General features: G+C 70.2%; 19 protein-coding genes. 6 read left to right on the plus strand and 13 right to left on the minus strand.

Translation table 11 applies throughout. The annotated features are described in order from the left end of the window. Positions 1-44 precede the first annotated feature (44 nt). The gene (locus FKR81_RS01625; RefSeq protein ID WP_146349066.1) at positions 45-878 is read right to left on the minus strand and encodes a dioxygenase family protein; all 834 of its coding nucleotides are present in this window, start codon (positions 876-878) and stop codon (positions 45-47) included. A 22-nt stretch (positions 879-900) separates the two neighbouring features. Then, positions 901-1,383: a redoxin domain-containing protein gene (locus FKR81_RS01630; protein ID WP_222598132.1), complete on the minus strand. Its 483-nt coding sequence runs from the start codon at positions 1,381-1,383 to the stop codon at positions 901-903. A gap of 55 nt (positions 1,384-1,438) precedes the next feature. Between FKR81_RS01630 and FKR81_RS01635 the strand changes: the two genes are divergently transcribed. Then, on the plus strand, positions 1,439-2,215 hold the full coding sequence (locus FKR81_RS01635) for a pentapeptide repeat-containing protein (protein ID WP_146349068.1): 777 nt from the start codon (positions 1,439-1,441) through the stop codon (positions 2,213-2,215). A 12-nt stretch (positions 2,216-2,227) separates the two neighbouring features. Here FKR81_RS01635 and FKR81_RS01640 read toward each other — a convergent pair whose 3' ends face one another. The 3 genes from FKR81_RS01640 to FKR81_RS01650 all read right to left on the minus strand — a co-directional run bounded on the left by FKR81_RS01640 (position 2,228) and on the right by FKR81_RS01650 (position 5,875). Next, entirely contained in the window at positions 2,228-2,512 is a 285-nt protein-coding gene (locus FKR81_RS01640; protein WP_146349069.1) for a hypothetical protein, read from the minus strand. A gap of 82 nt (positions 2,513-2,594) precedes the next feature. Continuing rightward, positions 2,595-4,247 (minus strand): fatty acyl-AMP ligase, encoded by a 1,653-nt coding sequence (locus FKR81_RS01645; RefSeq protein WP_146349070.1) that lies wholly within the window; start codon positions 4,245-4,247, stop codon positions 2,595-2,597. Continuing rightward, entirely contained in the window at positions 4,247-5,875 is a 1,629-nt protein-coding gene (locus FKR81_RS01650) for a fatty acyl-AMP ligase (protein ID WP_186762692.1), read from the minus strand. The genes FKR81_RS01645 and FKR81_RS01650 overlap by 1 nt, the downstream gene beginning before the upstream one ends. Positions 5,876-6,006: 131 nt before the next feature. Here FKR81_RS01650 and FKR81_RS01655 point away from each other — a divergent pair, with 131 nt between their 5' ends. Next, positions 6,007-7,266, plus strand: coding sequence for a beta-ketoacyl-[acyl-carrier-protein] synthase family protein (locus tag FKR81_RS01655; RefSeq protein ID WP_146349072.1), 1,260 nt, complete (start codon positions 6,007-6,009; stop codon positions 7,264-7,266). Here FKR81_RS01655 and FKR81_RS01660 read toward each other — a convergent pair. Both FKR81_RS01660 and FKR81_RS01665 read right to left on the minus strand, forming a co-directional pair. After that, positions 7,250-7,861 carry a LuxR C-terminal-related transcriptional regulator gene (locus FKR81_RS01660; protein ID WP_146349073.1) on the minus strand — a complete coding sequence of 204 codons (612 nt, stop codon included), beginning with the start codon at positions 7,859-7,861 and terminating at the stop codon, positions 7,250-7,252. The two genes, FKR81_RS01655 and FKR81_RS01660, sit on opposite strands and share 17 nt — an antisense overlap. Next, positions 7,861-8,553, minus strand: coding sequence for an SDR family oxidoreductase (locus FKR81_RS01665; RefSeq protein ID WP_328593117.1), 693 nt, complete (start codon positions 8,551-8,553; stop codon positions 7,861-7,863). Before FKR81_RS01665 ends, FKR81_RS01660 begins: the two co-directional genes overlap by 1 nt. A gap of 121 nt (positions 8,554-8,674) precedes the next feature. On the opposite strand from FKR81_RS01665, the gene FKR81_RS01670 reads away from it, so the two are divergent. After that, positions 8,675-9,667, plus strand: a complete 993-nt coding sequence (locus tag FKR81_RS01670; protein ID WP_146349075.1) for an AraC family transcriptional regulator — start codon at positions 8,675-8,677, stop codon at positions 9,665-9,667. Here FKR81_RS01670 and FKR81_RS01675 read toward each other — a convergent pair. The 4 genes from FKR81_RS01675 to FKR81_RS01690 form a co-directional block, all read right to left on the minus strand. Continuing rightward, positions 9,627-10,154 (minus strand): DUF6886 family protein, encoded by a 528-nt coding sequence (locus tag FKR81_RS01675; protein WP_146349076.1) that lies wholly within the window; start codon positions 10,152-10,154, stop codon positions 9,627-9,629. The genes FKR81_RS01670 and FKR81_RS01675 overlap by 41 nt on opposite strands. Positions 10,155-10,165: 11 nt before the next feature. Further along, complete coding sequence (locus FKR81_RS01680; RefSeq protein ID WP_146349077.1) at positions 10,166-11,926, minus strand: FAD-dependent oxidoreductase; 1,761 nt, start codon at positions 11,924-11,926, stop codon at positions 10,166-10,168. 60 nt (positions 11,927-11,986) lie between these two features. Beyond that, entirely contained in the window at positions 11,987-15,466 is a 3,480-nt protein-coding gene (locus tag FKR81_RS01685; protein WP_146349181.1) for a glycoside hydrolase family 2 TIM barrel-domain containing protein, read from the minus strand. A 114-nt stretch (positions 15,467-15,580) separates the two neighbouring features. Next, complete coding sequence (locus FKR81_RS01690; RefSeq protein WP_146349078.1) at positions 15,581-16,096, minus strand: sigma-70 family RNA polymerase sigma factor; 516 nt, start codon at positions 16,094-16,096, stop codon at positions 15,581-15,583. 149 nt (positions 16,097-16,245) lie between these two features. Between FKR81_RS01690 and FKR81_RS01695 the strand changes: the two genes are divergently transcribed. After that, positions 16,246-16,755: a 2'-5' RNA ligase family protein gene (locus tag FKR81_RS01695; protein ID WP_146349079.1), complete on the plus strand. Its 510-nt coding sequence runs from the start codon at positions 16,246-16,248 to the stop codon at positions 16,753-16,755. 187 nt (positions 16,756-16,942) lie between these two features. After that, complete coding sequence (locus tag FKR81_RS01700; RefSeq protein WP_146349080.1) at positions 16,943-17,458, plus strand: lytic polysaccharide monooxygenase auxiliary activity family 9 protein; 516 nt, start codon at positions 16,943-16,945, stop codon at positions 17,456-17,458. On the opposite strand, the gene FKR81_RS01705 is transcribed toward FKR81_RS01700, so the two are convergent. Both FKR81_RS01705 and FKR81_RS01710 read right to left on the minus strand, forming a co-directional pair. Then, a complete protein-coding gene (locus FKR81_RS01705) occupies positions 17,455-18,405 on the minus strand; it encodes a hypothetical protein (protein ID WP_146349081.1) in 951 nt (316 codons plus the stop codon). The genes FKR81_RS01700 and FKR81_RS01705 overlap by 4 nt on opposite strands. Before the next feature lie 67 nt (positions 18,406-18,472). Next, positions 18,473-19,255: a DUF4142 domain-containing protein gene (locus tag FKR81_RS01710; protein ID WP_146349082.1), complete on the minus strand. Its 783-nt coding sequence runs from the start codon at positions 19,253-19,255 to the stop codon at positions 18,473-18,475. A 108-nt stretch (positions 19,256-19,363) separates the two neighbouring features. Between FKR81_RS01710 and FKR81_RS01715 the strand changes: the two genes are divergently transcribed. Then, entirely contained in the window at positions 19,364-19,831 is a 468-nt protein-coding gene (locus FKR81_RS01715; protein ID WP_235921193.1) for a MarR family winged helix-turn-helix transcriptional regulator, read from the plus strand. Positions 19,832-19,858 lie beyond the last annotated feature (27 nt).

Below are 19,858 nucleotides of genomic sequence, written 5' to 3' on the forward strand. Positions count from 1 at the left end.
TCAAGTAGTTGAACTATCATCTATTAACTTGGTGGACACGTCAACTATTCCGCCTGCAGCACGAGGTCGAACTCCAGGCTCACCCACGGTCCCGCACGGCCGTCCGGAGCGGTACCCGGCTCCTCCTCGGCGAACTCCGCGACCAGGCTGTCCCGCACCCCGAACACGGCGTCCTCGGCCAGATAGGGGTCGCCAGCTGCGAAAACGTGCGTGATGAGCGTGCGGTGACCAGGGGCTTCGACCTTGAAGTGGATGTGCGCGGGCCGCATCGGCCCGCGGCCGGCCGCGGTCAGCAGGTCGCCGACCGGGCCGTCGATCGGGATCGGGTAGGGCGACGGCCGCACCGACCAGAAGCGGTACTCGCCTCGAGCGCCTGACCGCAGCCAACCCCGGCCGGCGACACCGGACGAGCGCTGCACGTCGTAGAGCCCGTCGTCATCGGCCTCCCACACGTCGATCCGCGCACCCTCGATCGGCTCGCCGGACGTCGACCGGACCGTCCCGCTCACCCAGCACGGCGTGCCCTTCGCACCACCGGTGATGTCACCGCCGAGCGGCACCTCGGGTGAGTCGGCGACGAAGAACGGCCCGAACACCGTCGACTCGGTCGCGTCCGGGTCCGCGGGGGCGTTGATGCCGACCGTGAGCATCGACAGCCCGAGCACGTCCGAGAGCAGGATGAACTCCTGGCGCCGGTCGTCGGTGAAGTGCCCGACGCGGGTGAGGAACGTGATCGCGGCGTCCCACTCGGCCTGGCTGAGCCGGACGTCGCGGGCGAAGTCGTGCAGATGCCGCACGAGGCCGCGCATGATCTCGGACAGCCGGTCGTCACCCGCGAAGCTCTCGACGACGCGGTCGGTCAGCGGCTTCTCCGTCATCCGGCCAGCCTACGACCGGGACCTACCCCAGACCGGGCTGCGGCTCGCCCTTCGCGAGTGCGTCGAGCCTGCGGTCGAGGTCGTCGGCGAGGGGCGCGCCGATGATCACGTCGACCTTGCCCTTGGCGGAGATGAACGCGAACGCGGGCTGCGCGGTGACGCCGAAGCGCTTCCACACGGCGCCGTCGAGGTCCGCGATGTGCGAGAACCCGTCCATGCCGCGCTCGGCGACGAACTGCTTCATCGGCTCGATCTTGTCCCGCGACGCGACACCGACGAACGTGACGTCGGTGTGGTCGCGCGCGACCGCGGCGACGGTCTCCGCCTCGGCGCGGCAGCTCGGGCACCACGGCGCCCAGAACCACAACGCGACCGGCTTGCCAGCCAGGCTCGCTCCCGAGAAGTCCTCGCCGGTGAGCGTCTTGGCGTCGAACTTCAGCTGGTCGGCCGCAGGGGCCGCGGAGCCGCAGCCGACCAGCAGCACAGACAGGAGGATCAGCAGCACGCGCACGTCATGGACTACGCGCCCGGCTCGCACGGGGTTCAAGTAGCCTGTATCGATGCCGACCCGCCAGGAGCTGCGCGCGGACTGCTCGCGGTGCGCGGGCCTGTGCTGCGTCATCCCCGCGTTCGCCAAGTCGTCGGACTTCGCGATCGACAAGCCGGCCAGGACCCCGTGCCCCAACCTCGGCGGCGACTTCCGCTGCACGGTGCACACCTCGTTGCGGCAGAAGGGTTTCACCGGCTGCACGGTGTACGACTGCTTCGGCGCGGGTCAGAAGGTCGTGCAGGTGACGTTCGGCGGCGCGGACTGGCGCGCGCAGCCCGGCATGTTCGACGTGTTCCCGGTGATGCGGAACCTGCACGAGCTGCTCCGGTACCTCGACGAGGCGATCGGCCTCTCCCCCGACGCGGACGTCGAGTCGGCGTACGAGGAGATCGACCGGATCACGATGGGTGATCCGGCCGCGCTGGCGAAGGTCGACGTCCCGGTGTTGCGCTCACAGGTCAACGAGCTGCTGACCAGGGTGAGCAACCGGGTGCGCGCGGGGAAGAAGAAGCGGGACCTGCGGGGAGCCGACCTGATCGGGAAGGACTTCCGCAACGCCGACCTGCGGCGCGCGAACCTGCGCGGGGCGTACCTCATCGGGGCGAACCTGCGGGGAGCGGACCTGCGGCTGGCCGACGTCATCGGCGCCGACCTGCGGGGAGCGGACCTGTCGGGAGCGGACCTCAGCGAGACGATCTTCCTGATCCAGGCGCAGCTCGACTCAGCTCGGGGCGATCGGGCGACCACCCTGCCCGCGTCACTCGAGCACCCCGCGCACTGGAACTGACCTCATCGACTTCTAGTTGTGCATCATCACGAGCTGGCGCCGCAGTCGCTCCCGGAGCAGGTCGATCACCTCGGTGCTGGTGCCCGCCTCCGCGTACGCCTGAACCTCGACCCACTTCAGGTCCAGGCGCGCGTGGGCCATGACGGACTTGGTCGGTCCGCTCGCGGTCGTCAGACCGATCCAGGCGAAGTCCACCGGAGCCGGCGCGTACCGGTCCAGCTCTCCGATCCTGGCGGACGCGTATTCCCTGGTCTGCTCGGACATCTTGTCCGCGAGCGTGACCTGGATGTAGTCCATCGCCAACTGCCTCCTCGACGGTTCCCCGCGCTAGACCGTACGAATCTGACGAGGCCGACGAACCAGGCATAGGTCCCGGGTATTAGGGCCTTTGGCCCACTCCGAGGTACGTCGCACGGCATGCCTGGCGTTGCAGCTTTCCGCTCGCGGTGAGCGGGAGCGTGCCCGGCGGGAGTTGGACGACTTCGTGCACGCGCACGCCGTGGCCGGTGTGCACGGCCCGTCGCACGGCCATCTCGACCTCCTCGGCGGGTGCGTCCGGCATGACCTCGGCGAGCACGACCACGCGTTCCTCCGTGCCGTCGTCGATGCCCAGCACGCAACAGCCGAGCGGCCGGATGGCCAGGTGCGCCGCCTCGGCCGTGGCCTCCAGGTCGTGCGGGTGGTGGTTGGCGCCCGCGACGATGATCACCTCCTTGGCGCGGCCGGTGACGAACAGCTCGCCGTCGAACGCGAAGCCGAGGTCACCGGTGCGCAGCACGCCCGCGTGGAACGCCGGATCGTCGCGCTCCCAGTAGCCGAGGCCGACGGACGGGCCGGACACCAGGATCTCGCCGACCTCGCCCTCCGCGGCGCCGGCGATCACCACCGACTCCGGCAACGGCCCGCTGCTCACCAGCCTCCGTCCGCCCGGCGGTTCGACCGGCACCGCGCGGCCGCGCGCCAGCTCGCCGGGGTCGACGCGCAGCACGGCCGGGCCTTCGCCGACGGGCGCGCAGGTGACCATGACCGTCGACTCGGCGAGGCCGTAGCCGGGAACCAGTGCCTCGCGACGGAAACCGGCCCGGCCGAACACCTCGCAGAAGCGGTCGAGCGTCGCCGCGCGCACGGGTTCGCCGCCGATCAGCGCGACCTCCCAGCCGCTCAGGTCGAGCCCGGTCAGCTGGGCGTCGGACACCCGCCGCGCGCACAGGTCGAGCGCGAAGTTCGGCGCGCAGCTGTCCGCCCTGCCGAGCTGGGAGATCATCCGCAGCCAGCTGAGCGGGCTGCGCACGAACACCGCGGCGGGGAACAGGTGGGCGGTGCGCCCCGAGTAGAGCGGGTCGAGCACGCCGCCGATGAGCCCCATGTTGTAGTGCGACGGCAACCACGACACGCTCGGCGGGCGCGGCAGGCCGTCCCCGTCGGACGGACGGCGCAGGTTCTCGTGGATCAGCGCCAGGTTGTGCAGCACGTTGTCGTGCGTCAGCGCGACGCCCTTGGGTTCGCCGGTCGATCCGGACGAGTACTGCAGGTACGCGACGGTCTCCGGCTTGATGTCCGGCCTGCGCCACCTGGTCGCGTGGCTCGGGTCGACCTCGTCGACGGCCACCCGCACGAGCGCGGCGAGCGGCGGCGTCTCCTCGATGATCGGCAGGCATTTCGCGAACGTCATCCCGTTGGACAGCAGCAGTTCCGGGTCGCAGCTCGCCACCACCGACTCGATCCGGCCCACCTTGAGGCTCGTGCGGGTACCGTCGAGCGGCGCGACCGGCACGGCGATGATGCCCGCGTAGAGACAGCCGAGGAACGCCGCGTGGAAGTCGAGTCCCGGTTCGAAGCACAGCAGCGCCCGCGTGCCCGGTGACGCGACGTCGGCGAGCACCACGGCGATCGCACGCGCCCGTTTGTCCACTTCGGACACGGTGACCGCGTCCCATTCGGTGCGGCCGTCGGCGAAGAAGGCGAACGCCCGCCTGCCGTCCTCAGGGTCGCACAGGTCGAGCAGCGTGTGGAGCCGCGTTCTGGTGCTCATCAGTAGCCTCCGGGGTGCAGTGAGCGGCAGTCCGCGCGGCGCAGCTTGCCGCTGGTCGTGTAGGGCAACGCGCCCGGTGAGAGCAGCACGACGGTGGGCACGTTCCAGTCGTGCTCGGCCCACACCGCGGCGCGCACCGCGTTCCTGATCTCGTCGGGCGGCGTGGTGCGGGAGCGCCGGTCGATCTCGACGAGCACGGTGCCCGCGACGGCGCACGCGGCCTTGACGGCCGGGTGCGCGGCCTCGGCCGTGGCCTCGACGTCGTAGGGGTAGAGCTGGCGGCCGTCGACCTCCAGCAGGTCGGTGACGCGGCAGGTGACGAAGAGCTGGCCCCGCCACAGGAAACCGAGGTTGCCGGTGCGCAGGAACCGGCGGTCGCCGTGGCCGAGCACGGTCGCGCCGAACGTCGTCCTGGTGCCCTCCGGGTCGGCCCAGTAGCCCTCGCCGATGCTGGGTCCGGACACCAGCACCTCGCCGACCTCGTCCGGTTCGCACGGCACGTCCGTGCCCGGCCTGGTGATCACGACCCGCAGCGACGGGTCCGGGTCACCGCACGCGACGAGCTGCTTGCCGGGACGCGCTTCCCGCACGAGCCCGCGTTCCAGCGCGGTCGCGTCGAACTCCGCGACCACCGGCTCACCCTCGACCGGTCCACCGCTGATCAGGACGGTCGACTCGGCCATGCCGTAGCAGGGGAAGAACGCCTCGCGGCGGAACCCGCACGGCCGGAACCGGCGGGCGAACGCGTCGATCGTGCGGGCCCGCAGCGGTTCGTCGCTGATCGCGGCGATCCGCCAGCGGCTCAGGTCGAGGTCGTCGCGCTGCTCGTCGGTGACGCGGCGCAGGCACAGGTCGTAGCCGAGGCTCGGCGCGGCGACGATCTCGGCGCCGTAGCGGGAGATCGCGCGCAGCCAGTTCGCCGGGGTGCGAGCGAACGACTGCGCCGACATCAGCACCGACTCGTGACCGAGGAACAACGGTTGCAGCACACCGCTGATCAGGCCCATGTCGTGGAACACCGGCAGCCAGCACACCGTGGTCGACCGCTCGTAGCGCTCGTCCGGACGCGATCCGGCGCTGACGATCAGCGACAGGTTGCGCAGCACGTTGCGGTGCGTCAGCACGACACCGCGCGGCTTGCCTGTCGTGCCTGAGGTGTACTGGAGGTAGGCGACACCGCTCGGGCTGGCCGGACGCCACTCGTCCGACCGGTCGTCCAGGTTCTGGGTCGCCAGTGCGCCGACGTCCAGCACGGTGTCCTCAGTGGACAGGATCAGGTCGGGATCGCAGTCGTCGACGATCCCGAGGAGCCTGGTGTGCCTGGCGTCACCGCTGGCCCGCCGCACGGGTGGCGCGGGGACGGCGACCACGTCGGCGTAGAGGCAGCCGAGGAACGCGGTGACGAAGTCCAGGCCCGGTGGATGGCACAGCAGGACTCGCGCGCCGGGTCTCACCCGTTCCCGCAGCCACACGGCGATGCTGCGCGCGCGGCGGTCGAGTTGTTGGTAGGTCAGCGAATCCTGTTCGACGACCCCGCTGTCGAGGAAGACGAACGCCCGTTCGTGCGGCCGGACCTCGGCCTGCCGCCGGCAGAGGTCCACCAGGCTCGCCACTTCTGTTCCCAGCATTGCGTCTCCCCTTCCGATGCGGATTTCGAAGCTACGGAAGGGATTCACGGGTGTAATCGGTCGCGCGACGGATTCCCGGATCAGTCCCGCGACGACTGTTGCCCGCGTCCGCCGAGTGCTGCTCTTGAACCATGCCAGTCGACTTCTCACTGCTCCACCCATCGCTGCCGCCGCTGCCGGGACACGACGACTCAGACGTCGTCGTCACCGGGCTCGGCATGTCCACCCCACAGGGTGGCGACGTCGCGTCCACCTGGTCCGCGCTGCTCGCAGGCACATCAGGCGTGCGGGTGCTGGACGAACCGTGGTCGGCCGACCTGCCGGTCCGGCTGGGCGCCCCGCTGTTCTCCGAACCATCGCTCGACCGCGTGGCGAAGCGCCGGATGGACCGCTGCCAGCAGCTGGCCGTCGTGGTCGCCCGTCAGGCGTGGGCCGATGCGGGCACCCCGGAGGTCGAACCGGCGCGGCTCGCGGTCGTCTTCGGCACCGGGCTCGGCGGCGGATCCACGCTGGTCGAGCAGTACGACCGGTGCCGCGACCTCGGTCCGGACCGGGTGTCGCCGTTCACCGTCACGATGCTCATGCCGAACGGCCCGGCCGCGGTGGTCAGCATGGACCTCGGCGCGCGGGGCGGTGCGCACGCGCCGACGAGCGCCTGCGCATCCGGTGCCGAGGCGATCGCGCTGGGGTCGGCGCTGCTGCGGCGCGGGCTGGCGGACGTCGTGGTCACCGGCGGCACCGAGGCGTGCCTCGGCAAGCTGTCGATCGCCGCGTTCGCGCGGATGGGCGCGCTTTCCAAGCGGCACAGCGATCCCGCGGGCGCGTCACGTCCGTTCGAGGCCTCGCGCGACGGGTTCGTGATGGCCGAGGGCGCCGGGGCGCTGGTGCTGGAACGCGGTCCGTTCGCGCGGGCGCGTGGGGCGAGGGTGTACGCACGGCTCGCGGGCACCGGCATGAGCTCCGACGCGCACGACATGACCGCGCCGTCGCCAGCAGGCCAGATCCAGGCGATGCAGCAGGCGATCCGCGCGGCCGGGCTGAGCGCGTACGACATCGCGCACGTCAACGCGCACGCGCCCGGCACGCCGGTCGGCGACCGGGTGGAGGCGGCCGCGATACTCGACGCACTCGGCCCGCACCCGCTGGTCAGCGCGACGAAGTCGGTGACCGGCCACCTGATCGGCGGTGCGGGTGCGGTCGAGGCGATCTTCACGGTGCTCGCCGTGCAGGGCGGCGTGGTGCCGCCGACGCGCAACCTCGACGAGCAGGACCCGGACGTGAAGCTGGAGATCGTGACGAGTCCGCGGCGGGCCCGCATCGGCGCCGCGATCTCCAACTCGTTCGGCTTCGGCGGCCACAACGTCGTGCTCGCCTTCACCCGGTCCGGCTGACGAGTCCCATCCGCTGCGCGTAGAGCGCGGCGTGCATGCGGTTGGGCTGGTGCAGCTTCGTGAGGATGTGGGACACGTGCGACTTCACCGTGGCGCAGGTGAGGAACAGCTCCCGCGCGATCTCGTCGTTGCTGCTCCCCCGCGCCAGGAACGCGAGCACCTCCAGCTCCCGTCTGCTCAACCGGCACAGCGACACCGGGTCGACCGGCGGCACGATCTCGAACCGGTCGACCAGGTGCGCGGTCATCTCCGAGCAGATGAACGCGTGCCCGCGCGCGACGGCCCGCACCGCGCTCACCAGCTCGTCGTGCGACACGCGCTTGAGCACAAAACCCCTTGCCCCGCTTCGGATCGCGCGGTGCAGTTGGTCGTCGCGGTCGGTCGCGGCCAGCACGATCACCGGTGCGTCGAACACGTCCAGGCCGGCGATGTCAGCGGTGAGCACGACGTCCGGGCGGTGTTCGTCCGCCTTTCTGATGGCCTCGTGCTGGGTGCGCGCCTCGGCGACGACCAGGAGGTCCGGTGTGTCGTCGAGCGCCGTGCGGACCCCTCTCCGGACCAGGTCCTCGTCGTCGACGAGCAGCACGCGGGCCATCAGTGCCCCATCCCGAGCCCGCCGTCGACCGGGATGACGGCGCCCGTCACGTAGTCCGCACCGGCGAGCCACACCACCGCTGACGCGATCTCCTCGGGTTGCGCGAACCGCCGCAACGGGATCGCCTCCCGGTACTGCTTGCCGTACTGCGCGGGCAACGCGGCCGTCATGTCGGTGTTGACGTACCCCGGCGCGACGACGTTGGCCGTCACACCTCGGCTGCCCAGTTCCCTGGCCAGCGACCGGGCGAGCCCGATCAGCCCGGCCTTGCTGGCCGCGTAGTTCGCGAGCCCGGCGCTGCCGTACATCCCGACGACCGACGAGATGAAGATCATCCGCCCGGTTCGACGACGCACCATGCCGCTCGCCGCTCTGCGAGCACACCGCCACGCACCGGTCAGGTTGGTGTCCACAACGGACACGAACTGCGCCTCGGTCATGCGGGTGATCACCGTGCTGTCGGTGATGCCCGCGTTGGCGACGAGCACGTCGATCGGCCCCAGCTCGGCCTCGACGACGTCGAACGCGGCGTCGACCTCCGTCTTGGACGTCACGTCGCACTTCACGCCGAACACGCCGTCCGGCAGCGGACCACCTCGATGTGTCACGGCCACCGACGCGCCGTCGGCGAGGAACGCCTCCGCCACGGCGCGCCCGATTCCCCGGTTCCCTCCGGTCACCAGCACAGTCACGAATGCTCCTTTCGACCGCATGCCGTCCGGGTGATACCGCCGGTACCAGCGCTTCGCTGCCCTATCGTTGAGGGTTGTCCGGGCACCGGCGCCCCTTGATCCGAGACTAGGGAGAGCCGCCGTGTGCGCCTCGTGCCTCAACGGCCGACAGGTTGATGTTTCCGGCCAGTTCCGGCGTGGCCTCGCGGGCGTGCACGCGATGCTCTCGGTCGGTGCCTCACGTGGAGTTCCCGCCTCGACGTGTCTGGACGGTGCCGGAATCTCCTTGCAGGAGAGCGAGATCTGCGTCTCGCAGGAGCTCCGGGTGGCCCGGAACCTGGTCGACGCCGTCGGCCACGCACCCGGCCTCGGCATCACCGTCGGTCAGCGCATGGGCCTGCGCGCCTACGGCGTGTGGGGCTTCGCGCTGCTGACGAGCCCCACCCTGCGGCACGCGTCCGACCTGGGACTTCGCTACCTGCCACTGACCTACGCGCTGACCTCGCTCCGCATGGGCGTCACCGCGTCCGAGGTGTCGCTGGTGGTGTCGTCCGACGCGCCGTTCCTGGTGGAACGCGAGATCGCGACCATCGCCGGCCTGGTGCGCTCACTGCTCGGCGCATCCCCTTCGATGCGCGTCGAACTGCGCCTGCCGCCGTCACCGGTGTACTCGTCGATGCTGGGCGTGCCGGTGGTCTTCGACGCACCCCACAACGCACTCGTCGCGGACGCCTCCGTGCTGGAACAACCGCTCCCCCAGGCAGATCCGGTCACCATGGCCGCGTGCGAACAGGCGTGCCGCACCCTGGTCACCCAACGCGTGCCCGCGTCGTTGTCCGGCGCTGTTCGCGCGCTGGTGGCCTCAGGCGTCACAGACGCCGACGCCATCGCCCTCCGGCTGCACCTCTCCGCCCGCACCCTGCGCAGACGTCTCGCTCTGGAGCACACGTCGTTGCGCGCCCTCGTCTCCGAGACCCGGCGGGCGGCGGCCTTTTCGTTGCTGGTCAAGGGGTGCACGGTGGAACAGGTGTCGTCGCGCCTCGGTTACACCGACGCGGCCACGTTCATCCGGGCGTTCCGGCGGTGGACCGGAACTACTCCCGGGGCCTGGCGTTGCGCAGCCGAATACCGCTGAACGCGAGTGTGCTGCTGCGCACGGCGTCCCAGAAGCCCCACAGGTTGGGCAGGACCCGCAGACCGATCCCCGCTTCTTCGTGCAGCTCGAGCAGGTTCCCGACGCTCTCCGGCGGGCCCAGCGGTGCCACCGGCTCAGTCGCCACCATCGCGTGCTTCTGGAACCTCTCGAACTCGGTGGCCGGCAGGCGGTACGCGTAGAGCTCCACCGACGCGATCCGGTCGAGCCAGGCGTACTCGACGGCGTGGACCCTGGTTCCGCAACCCGGTCCGATGATCCTGTCCCGGTCCTCCCGCGTGGTGCCGTCCGCGGTCCACGCCATGCCGCGCGGGCAGTCGCGGGGGAACCAGTAGTCCGGCGCCCGGTCGTGGTCCACCGCCCAGACGTACGCCTCCGGCTGCTGCGCGGTCGCCGCCACGTGCGGGACGAACCGCGTGATCGTCGGGTCCTCCGAGAAGTGCAGCACCTCACCGGGCCGTGGTCGCATGCCTCCAGCATTCAGGACCGGGACGCGCAGTGGCGACCGGCCACGTGCCCGAACACCACGGCGGGCCCGAGCGTCCCGCCCGCACCCCAGTACCCGTGCCCGGCAGGCGAAGCGACGCAGTTCCCGGCCCCGTACAACCCGGGAACAGGCCGATCATCGGCCAGGATCCGCCCGGACGCGTCGATCGCAGGCCCGCCGTTGGTGTCCTGCAACCCGGAACTGAGGATCACCGCGTAGTAGGGCGGCCGCAACGGCCGCATGGTCGGGTTCGGGTAGTCGGAGTTGGCGCTGACGCAGTTCCGCACCGGGCCCGCGTCGACACCTTGGAACGTCAGGCAGAACGCGTGCCACCACAGGTCGATGGGCTGCTCACCCCGGTGGAAGTCCACATCCCGACCGCTGACGGCGAACCCGTTGAACCGCGACAAGGTGGCGGCCAGCGAAGCGGCGAACGAGGGTGCCAGACCGAACGCCGCGGTAGCCGGATCCGTGGCGAAACGAGCGAGGATCTTCGAGGTCAGCGACTCCACAGTGGACGCTGGACCGATGAACGTGTTCACCAGAGGCGTGACGTGGCCACCGATGCCGGCGAACCGCGCGAGCGTGTGCGAGTCGAACACGCTGACCAGGAACCGGTTGTCCGGCGCGAAGTGGACCTGGGTGCGATCGTGGTAGTTCGTCTTCTCGTTCACCACCCGCACCCCGCGCCGGTTCACCATGAACATCGAGTCACCGTTCGACCAGTAGTTCTGGAAGAACAGGTAGTTCGGTGCGACGCGGCTGTCCGGGTCGATCTTGTACTGCTCGTACAGGTTCTGGATGAACCACGCGCGATCCATGCTCTCCAGCTGGAAACCGTGCCGCTCGGCGATGTGCACCAGGTCGCCCTGCGCGCTGGTCACCGCGCACCCACCGCCGGTCAACGACCGCGAGCCGGCGAAGTTGGCCGCCACCCGCGCGGCGTTCTTGGAGAAGCCGCCGGACGTGAAGATCACGCCGCGGCGGGCCGAGAGCTCCGTGCCGTTCAGCGACACGCCGGTGACGCGCCCGCGGGAGAACACCAGGTCAGTCACGCGGTGGTTGGTCAGGAACCGGACGCCGCGGGTCACGCAGGCGTGGGTCAGCCACGCGACGAGGTACGCGCCGCCGAGACCGGAGCCCGAGTGGGGCAGGCCCAGTTGCAGGTCCTCGGTCAGGTGCGTCGGGTCGAAGCGCTTCGGGACGACGCTGCGTCCGCGACGAGGCACGTTCTCCACCAGCTCGGGGTGGTAGTCGGGCGCGAACTCGCCGTGCAGGCCCAGCGGATCGCTGGTCAGCGGTAGACCGGCACCGCGAACAGCGTCCCACGGCAGCGCACCGGTGGAACGGAACCAGTCCAGCACGTCGGACCCGTTGTCGTAGTACGCGCTGAGCTGCGCGTGGTGCCGAGGCGACAGGCCGAGCAGCGGGGCGTCCGGATCATACGAAGCGGGATGGGCCAGCCGTGCCATGTAGCGCAGCGCCATGTCGCGGGGGTCGGCCAGCCCGGCGGCCCGCATGTCCGCGTTGTTCGGGATCCACAGCCAGCCGCCGGACCGGATGGACGTGCCACCGTTCAACGGCTGCGCCTCCAGCACCAGCACGGACGCCCGCGGGTCTGCCCTCTTCACGCCCAGCGCGGCCGACAGGCCTGCCGCGCCGCCTCCCACGACGATCACGTCGCAGGTGCGGTCGACCAGGCCGCTCACCCCGGCGACGGCCGCGCCGACGAGCAGTTGACGACGACTCAGCATGTGGTGCTCCCGCACTCGTCCGGACCTGCGGGAGCATCATGTCGATCTATCGGTGAGGGATCAAAATCGGGGTGTCCCCGTCAGCACCTCGACCGGTGACAACGGCCGCAGCGTCAGCTGGTACGAGTACGACCGGTCCGCGCGCACCTGGTACTTCTCGCGCACCGGGTTCGGCGTGTCACCGACGCCGGTCACCGCGTGGTCGGCGTGCAGGGTGATCCACCCGTCGTTGCGCTGCTTCTGGAAACCGTACGTGGCGCGGTCCAGCGAGTCGTACCGGCTCACGGACACGTCGTTGGCGCCGGTGACGAGCAGGCCGCCGGTGCGCCCGTCGGTGAGCAACGCCCACTTCGCGTCGGTGTGGTTGGCGTTGTCCTGCGGAGAGTCGTAGTCGACGTACTGCTTGTCCACTGTGGACCGCCACACGCCCGTCGGGGTGCCGTCCTTGCGGTCGTTGTAGCTCTCCACCGGACCGCGCCCGTACCAGGCGAAGCGCTGGAACCGGTCCGGCACGGCCACCTGCACGCCCATCCGCGGCAGGTACGGCAACGTCCGCAGCTTGCCGGTCGGCTCGACCGAGTGCGCGAGCCGCACCGTGCCCGCGCCGTCGATCACGTACGTCAACGTCTGCACGAACGCGGCGTCCGGGGAACCGGCGGTCGACTTCACCGTGATCGTGTTGCCGGAGACCTCGACGGACTGCGCGGTGTCCCGCAGCTTGTCGAGCCCGACGGCACGCCAGTCCAGGTGCTCGGCCTTGCCCCAGTCCGCGGTCTCGTTGCTGATCGGCGTGCGCCACACGTCGAGCGCGGTGCCCTTGTCGTGCAACAGTTCCACGCCACGCGCGCGCATCGAGCGCAGGCCACCGGTGCGCTTGTCGATCTCGTACCGGAAGCCGGGACCGCGCACGACCACGGCGTCAGCGGCCTGCTCGACGACCGGAGCACCAAGAGCCACGGGCGTCTCGAACGACTCCGCGGCACCCACCTGGAACTGGTCGTGTGCGTACACCGCTCCGTCGCGCCACACCTCGACGGTCAGGAGACCGGAGCCGGACGGCACCGGCACGCGCAAGGTCTCACCGGGTCCGATGCGCACCGGCTGAGATCCGCGCTGCGAGCCCAACGACCACCGCAGCTCGCCGTCCAGGGCGGCGAAAACCCGTTCACTGGTCACGGTCAAAGTCCGGTCCTGCAAAGCGAAGCGCAACGGCTGGTGCACCCAGGCGAGCTGCGCGGTCTCGGGCTGCAGCTCACGGTCCGAGGTGACCACACCGTCGACACCGGCCAAAGCGACACCGTGCGACAGGTACGTGCCGCGATCGACGATCCGGTCGAAGTCGACGGAGTACACCGGCGTCCCGGACGCCGCTGGCGGCACCGCGCGGTCGAAGATCCGCAGGTCGTCGATCGTGCCGTGCGCCATCCGCCCGTTGTACTTCTCGCGCATGGTCTCGGCGTTGCGGCCGATGTTGACGGGCCACGCGTTCGACGGGATCCCGCCGGCCCACTCGGCCGAGGCGACCTGCTGGTCGTCGATGTACAGCCGCAGCTGAGCACCGTCGTAGGTCCCGGTCACCCGGTGGAAGCGGTCGAAGAAATCGGCGGGCACAGGCGCCGAGACAGCCTTGCCCGCGAAGAACTCCAGCGTCTTCTCGTCCTTCATCCGCAGGCCGTAGGCGTTGCCCTTGGTGACGATCGTGAAGTTGCTCCACGGCCGCGCGGGCTTCACCCACGCGTCGAGCGTCAGCGCGCCGGTGATGTCGAGCTTCGGGTCGCGGTAGGTCTCGACGAAGTCGTCCAGCCCGGAGAAGTACAGCGCCTTGCCGCTGTGCCCGGCGACGTGCTCCGGCTTGCCGGTGAGGTGGGTGAGCACCGACGCGGGCAGGACGCGCAGCCGTTGCCGCATGTTCTGCTCGGCCCAGTCCCACACGAAGCCGCCCTGGGCCTGCGGGTTGGCCCTGATGATGTCCCAGAACTCGCGGAAGTTGCCGAGCGCGTTGCCCATCGCGTGCGCGTACTCGCCCAGGATCAGCGGTTTCGTGGTCTGCGCCACCTGCGTCGCGAACTTCTCCGGTGACGGGTAGCGCGGGCCCCACACGTGTGCGAACGGCGCGTCACCGCTCGGCTTGTTCGGCTGGTGGTAGAGCGGGCGCGACGGCTCGTTGACCTTGGCCCACTCGGCCATCCGGAAGTGCGCGGCGCCGAGCCCCGCCTCGTTCCCGGTGTCCCACATGAAGACGCTGGGGTGGTTCTTGTCCCGCTCGACCATCGCGACGAACCGTTCCAGGAACGCGTCGCTCCACTCAGGACGGTCGGCGAGGCAGTCCTGCGGGCAGTTCTCGTGCGCGTGCGTCTCGACGTCCATCTCGTCGTCGATCCACAGGCCCTGCGAGTCGGCGAGGTCGTAGAAATACGGGTCGGACGGGTAATGCGCGGTGCGGACGGCGTTGATGTGCAGCTGCTTCATCAGCTTCACGTCCTGCTGCTGCCGCGAGCGCGGTTGGTGCCTGCCGTGGTCGGGGTCGGTCTCGGGCCGGTTGACGCCCTTGAACAGCACCCGCTTGCCGTCGATCTTCAGCTGCCGGTCCGCGATCGTGATGTCGCGGAACCCGACCTTCTCCTGCGTCACGTGCTGGCCCAGCCGCAGCACGAGCGTGTAGAGGTTCGGCGTCTCGTCGTTCCACCGCAACGGGTTGTCGACGTTCATCGTCAGCGTCGGCCCACCGGCCGCGGTCGCGACCTGCCTGCCGTTGCGGTCGTACAACCCGGCCCAGACCGAGCCGGAGCCGACGACGTCGACCTCGGCCTTCAGCGTCGAGCCCTGCGTGGTGACGGCGACGTCCTGGATGTAGTCCCGCGGCGTCGAGTACATCCAGACCGAGCGGAAGATGCCGCTGAACCGCCACTGGTCGTAGTCCTCGAGGTACGAGCCCGCGCCCCAGCGGTGCACCTGCAGCGCGACGCGGTTGCGCCCCGGCACGAGCAGGTTGGTCACGTCGAACTCGGCGGGCGTGTAGCCGCCCTGGTCGAACCCTGCGTAGCGCCCGTTGACCCACACGAAGTAGCCGGCCGTCACGCCCTCGAACCGCAGGAACGTGCGCCTGCCGTCCCACTGCTGCGGCACCTCGAACGACCGCACGTAGGCGGCGGTCGGGTTGATGTCGCGCGGCACGTTCGGCGGGTTGTCCGGCCAGATCTCCTCGACCGTGTTCCGGAACATCGGGTGGTCGAGGCCGTCGGTCTGCAACGTGTGCGGGACGCGCACGGCCTGCCACGAGCGCACGTCGAAGTCCGGCTCGTAGAACCCGGTGGGCACCTGCTCCGGCAGATCGGACATGTGCACTCGCCACTCGCCGTCCAGCGACGCGGTGTACGGAGTGCGCTCGTCACCGCGCAACGCCTGCTGCACGGAGGAGTAGGGACGCAACTCGGCGTGGTGCGGCTGCTGGCCCTCACCGGTCATCCTCGGGTCCTCGAGGTAGCGGTGGACGTCCAGCACCGGTGCCGCCTGCGCGCTCACCGCCTGGCCGAGAACCATCACAATTGACAGGGAAAACGCCACAATCGAACGCACTGGGCACCCCGCACCACTCGCAGTTGCCCAAGAGCATGCTGAATCAAACGGAAACGCTCAAGAGCCAAGTGGCGTCACTCAGCAGCCGAACCACTTGCGGAGCAGGCCCAGCGCGTAGTGCGACCTGGACTTCACGGTGCCGACCGGCAGTCCGAGCGCGGCCGCGGCCTCGCTGTCGCTGCGTCCGAGGAAGTAGAGCTCGGTCAGCACCCGCCGGTGGTCGGCGGACAGCTCGCCGAGCGCGCGGTGCAGCACGACCGAGTCGACGACGCCCTGCGCGTGGTCGCGCTGCACGGGCGTGGTCGCCACCGAGCCCGCCACCTCCGCGACCTCGACCGGCCGCACGGACCGGAAGCGGGCGTGGTCGATGATCACGTTGCGCGCGACGGTCAGCAGCCAGCCGCGCGCAGAGCCCCTTCCCTCCTCGAAGGACTCGGGGTGCCGCCAGGCCCGCAGGAGGGTCTCCTGCACGACGTCCTCGGCGAAGCAACGGTCGCCGGTGGCTCTCCGCGCGTAGTTCAGCAGAACCCTTCCGTGCTCCTCGTAGAGAGCCTGGATGAAGGTGTCAGGCGGCCGTACGTCTAAACCGGACATCGGTTCGCCCCTCGGTTCCGCAGGAGGTGCTGGCGCCGCGAAGCTAATTCACAATTCGCCGTTTGACAACGCATGACCGCTGTCTTTCCGTTATCTGCCGTGGAACCCGTACGACTGCGGAGAGGCGGCGGGTGACGGACACTTGGCGCATGACGCGCCTCTCCGTGGCGACCTGGCCACCGCCCGGCGTCGTGCGCACGATCGCCCGGCTCGCCCGCCCGCCGCACCCGCTCGTGACCTGGTCCGATCCGGCGCAGTGGCTCGTGAAGCTGCGGCCGCTCGGCACCGTGCCCGACCGGCTCGTCCCGGAGCTGATTGAAGCGCTGCAAGGAGAACTCACCTTCGCCGAGCCCGCGCGGTGCGTGCTCGGCCCGGTGACGCGACGGCTCGGCGGGCAGTGGCTCGGCGTCCCCGTCGCCGGCCTGGACGACCTCTCGGCGGTCGTGTTCGACGCGACGGCCGGGATCGTGCCGGTCACGCACCCGCAGCCGTTCGAGGCCGACGTGGTGATCGCACGCGGCAGGGTGCCGAAGGAGCTCGCGGGTGAAGCGGTGGAGGGTGAATGGCTCACCAACCGCGTCGCACTCGTTGCCGACCGATCAGCTCCCGGCCGTCCGAGGTTCGACGACCTGGCAGTTTTCGAGCTGACGCTTGACTGATTGTGTCAATTATTGACCACTCATTAACTAGTGACTTCATGTCGGAGACCTGTCAATACCCATGTGTATCTGATTCATGGGGCTTGGTATGTACTTCTTGTCACGGACTCGTCACGCCCGGTATGGTCTAGACCTGTCCGCCGCCTGGTGACCCTGCAACGCTCCACCAAGGCAGAAGGAACCGCCCATGAACTTCCGACGCAAGTTGACCGCGGCCCTGGCCGGTGTGCTCGTCGCGCCGTTGCTCGTGGTCGTCATGCCGACCAGCCCTGCGTCCGCGCACGGCTACGTGTCCTCGCCGGCCAGCAGGCAGGCGCAGTGCGCCCGCGGCCAGGTGTCGTGCGGCGACATCAAGTACGAGCCGCAGAGCGTTGAGGCCCCCAAGGGCTCCACGGCCTGCAACGGCGGCGGCTCCCGGTTCGCCGAGCTGAACAACGACGGCAAGGGGTGGAAGGTCGCCTCGGTCGGCCAGACGGCGACGTTCAACTGGACGTTCACCGCGCGGCACCGCACGGCGAACTACGAGTACTTCGTGAACGGCCGGAAGGTCGCGACCTTCGACGGTGGCAACCAGCAGCCGCCGGCCACGGTCTCGCACAAGGTCAACCTCGGCGCCAAGGGCAAGCTGAAGGTGCTCGCGCGCTGGAACATCGGTGACACCGCGATGGCGTTCTACTCCTGCATCGACGTGCAGGCCAGCTAGTTGCTCGACCGCGTGGCCGGGATCGTTTCGTGGACGATCCCGGTCACGCGCAGCGTTCCGTCGTCCGCGAGCGAGAAAACCTGCAGCACACCGTTCGCGTCGACCGCGGCAGCGGGACGACCGCGCGGCCCGATCTCGGTCCAGCCCGGCGCGTCGAGCCGCGCCAGGCCGAGCCCCTCCGCGCGGTTGGCGATCAGCGTCCCGGCGACCACGGTCACCGCGCCCTCGCCCGCACCGCCCAGGTTCTCGGTCACGCCGTCCGACACGCGCACCACGGTGCCGTCGGCGAGCCGGTAGTAGAGCTTCCCGTTCGACAGCGCGGGCGGACCGGCGGGCTCAGGCCCGTCCAGGTCGGCGATCCCGCCGCTCGTCCAGTGCTTGATCCTGCCGACGCCGTTGTCCACGGCGTACCCGAAGACCTCGTCACCGCTGACCGCGAGCCCGTCGCGCACCCCGGTGCCACCGAGGTCCAACCAGCCGCCATCCCCCAGCACGAGTGCGCTCACTCCCCCGTGCGCGTTCCGCGCGACCACGCGCACCCGGCCGTCGGACCGCAGTGCCGCCACCGGGCTGCCCGCCTGCACGCCCAGCGACTCCCACGTCTGCGGGAAGCCGCCGTAGCGGTCGTTCTGCGCGATGGTGACGATCTCGCCGGTGTCCGCCCGGCGCGCGAACACCCGCAGCGTGCCGTCCGCCGTCGAGACCACGGACACCGCGGGCGCCAGCGGTCCCGGCGCGGAGAGCACGGCGGGCGGGGCGAACACCCCGTTCTCCTGCCACCAGGTCACGAGCTCGCCCTCGTGCACGGCGAACGCCTGCAACGACCCGTCCGCGTTCCGGCCGACCCAGTTCGCGCCCGGTTCGGCGACGACCTCGCCGGTCGCCGCGGCAACCGGCGAGCACACGGCGAGGACGAGCAGCAGCGCGAGGGCGATCGTCCGGGTCATGGTGCCAAAGCTAGGAGGCCGACCTCTAAATCCTCTGCAGGCCGGTTTACAGGCGTCCTGAATGGACTCAGACCCGGCGCTTGCCCGTGCGTCGCCCGCCGCCGCTCCAGAACACGACGCCCGCGGCCACCGCGATGATCACGAGCACGCCCGGCAGCCAGCCGGTGGCGTCGGACCGCTGACCGGCCTGACCCGTCTGACCTGGGGCTGGGAACTGGGGCGGTAGCTGCTGCGCCTGCTGCTGCTTGGCCGCATTGGACGACGCGGCGAGCTTCGCGACGGGGATCGCGGTGGTGTCGCTGAAGTCGACCATGCCGGTGGCCTCGATGACCGTGATGTGGTCGAGCACGACCTCCATGCAGCGCTTGGCGAAGTCGCGGATCAACGTGTTGCGCGTGCCCGTGCGCACCTCGGCGAGGAACTTGTAGACGGAGCCGTGCGCGGCGCGCAGCCGGTTCGCGAAGACGCGGTCGAACTCGACGCTGCGGGCCGGTGCCGCGGTCATCTCGCCGATCCAGCCCTGCTGGTCCGCGTTGGCCTCGGTGGGCAGCTCGACGTTGAGCGTCCGGCCGAGCTCCAGCACCTTCGCGTCCAGCTCGGTGTGCCCCTCGATGAGGTGTCTGCCCGCGTCCTTCACGAGCGGGTTGGCCGACTTCTCCAGGCCGAGGCGACCGGCTGGTCCCTCCCAGAGCCCGGCGAGTCGCACCTTCACCAGCATGTCGCGACCGGCGGGCCCCATCGGCCCGAACGCGGTCGGTGTGAAGTCGGGGCCGAGGCCGGGCTGCGCCGCGGCCACCGGCGACAACAGGAGCACGAGTGCCAGTACGGCACCGGCTGTGCGGGTGAACACGTGGTCTCCCTTCGCGTCGAGGACACTCCGGGGTACGGGCGGCACACCGTCCCGCGATCATTGCCCAGTGCAAGCGTTACCTTTTCGTGATCTGGGTAGGCTGTGCGCGTGACTCGATCCGTCAGCGACGTCGACGCGCTCACCGACGCGGTGCTGACCGCCTCCAAGCTGCTCGTAGCCGTCTCCGTCCGATCGATCGCCGCGGTCGAGGACACCATCACGCTCCCCCAGTTCCGGCTGCTCGTGGTGCTGGAGGGCCGCGGCTCGATGAAGCTGACGGCGCTCGCCGACCACCTGGGCGTCAACCCGTCGACGGCGACGCGGATGGTCGACCGGCTCGTCGCCGCGGACATGGTCGAGCGGCAGCCGAACCCGGAGTCGCGCCGCGAGGTCGTCATCGAGCTGACCGCGGAGGGCCTGCGCGTGGTGCGCGGCGTGTTCCGGCGGCGGCGCGCCGAGATCAGCCGGATCGTCGCGCGGATGCCCGAGTCGAAGCGGCGCGGTCTGGTCAACGCGCTCGTGGCGTTCACCGAGGCGGGCGGCGAGCCACCGGTCGACGATCTCAGCTGGCTCTGACCGGGCTCTCGCCCGTGCCGCCCGGCG

It is taken from the genome of Lentzea tibetensis (assembly GCF_007845675.1).
GTDB lineage: Bacteria > Actinomycetota > Actinomycetes > Mycobacteriales > Pseudonocardiaceae > Lentzea > Lentzea tibetensis.

Excerpts from the sequence above, each read along its gene's own strand:
- FKR81_RS01635 (WP_146349068.1), top strand. The coding sequence starts at position 1,439 with ATGCCGACCCGCCAGGAGCTGCGCGCGGACTGCTCGCGGTGCGCGGGC.
- FKR81_RS01700 (WP_146349080.1), top strand. The coding sequence starts at position 16,943 with ATGAACTTCCGACGCAAGTTGACCGCGGCCCTGGCCGGTGTGCTCGTC.
- FKR81_RS01645 (WP_146349070.1), bottom strand. The coding sequence starts at position 4,247 with ATGAGCACCAGAACGCGGCTCCACACGCTGCTCGACCTGTGCGACCCT.
- FKR81_RS01685 (WP_146349181.1), bottom strand. The coding sequence starts at position 15,466 with ATGGTTCTCGGCCAGGCGGTGAGCGCGCAGGCGGCACCGGTGCTGGAC.
- FKR81_RS01695 (WP_146349079.1), top strand. The coding sequence starts at position 16,246 with ATGACGCGCCTCTCCGTGGCGACCTGGCCACCGCCCGGCGTCGTGCGC.
- FKR81_RS01650 (WP_186762692.1), bottom strand. The coding sequence starts at position 5,875 with ATGCTGGGAACAGAAGTGGCGAGCCTGGTGGACCTCTGCCGGCGGCAG.
- FKR81_RS01705 (WP_146349081.1), bottom strand. The coding sequence starts at position 18,405 with ATGACCCGGACGATCGCCCTCGCGCTGCTGCTCGTCCTCGCCGTGTGC.
- FKR81_RS01680 (WP_146349077.1), bottom strand. The coding sequence starts at position 11,926 with ATGCTGAGTCGTCGTCAACTGCTCGTCGGCGCGGCCGTCGCCGGGGTG.
- FKR81_RS01625 (WP_146349066.1), bottom strand. The coding sequence starts at position 878 with ATGACGGAGAAGCCGCTGACCGACCGCGTCGTCGAGAGCTTCGCGGGT.
- FKR81_RS01690 (WP_146349078.1), bottom strand. The coding sequence starts at position 16,096 with ATGTCCGGTTTAGACGTACGGCCGCCTGACACCTTCATCCAGGCTCTC.
- FKR81_RS01660 (WP_146349073.1), bottom strand. The coding sequence starts at position 7,861 with ATGGCCCGCGTGCTGCTCGTCGACGACGAGGACCTGGTCCGGAGAGGG.
- FKR81_RS01655 (WP_146349072.1), top strand. The coding sequence starts at position 6,007 with ATGCCAGTCGACTTCTCACTGCTCCACCCATCGCTGCCGCCGCTGCCG.
- FKR81_RS01640 (WP_146349069.1), bottom strand. The coding sequence starts at position 2,512 with ATGGACTACATCCAGGTCACGCTCGCGGACAAGATGTCCGAGCAGACC.
- FKR81_RS01675 (WP_146349076.1), bottom strand. The coding sequence starts at position 10,154 with ATGCGACCACGGCCCGGTGAGGTGCTGCACTTCTCGGAGGACCCGACG.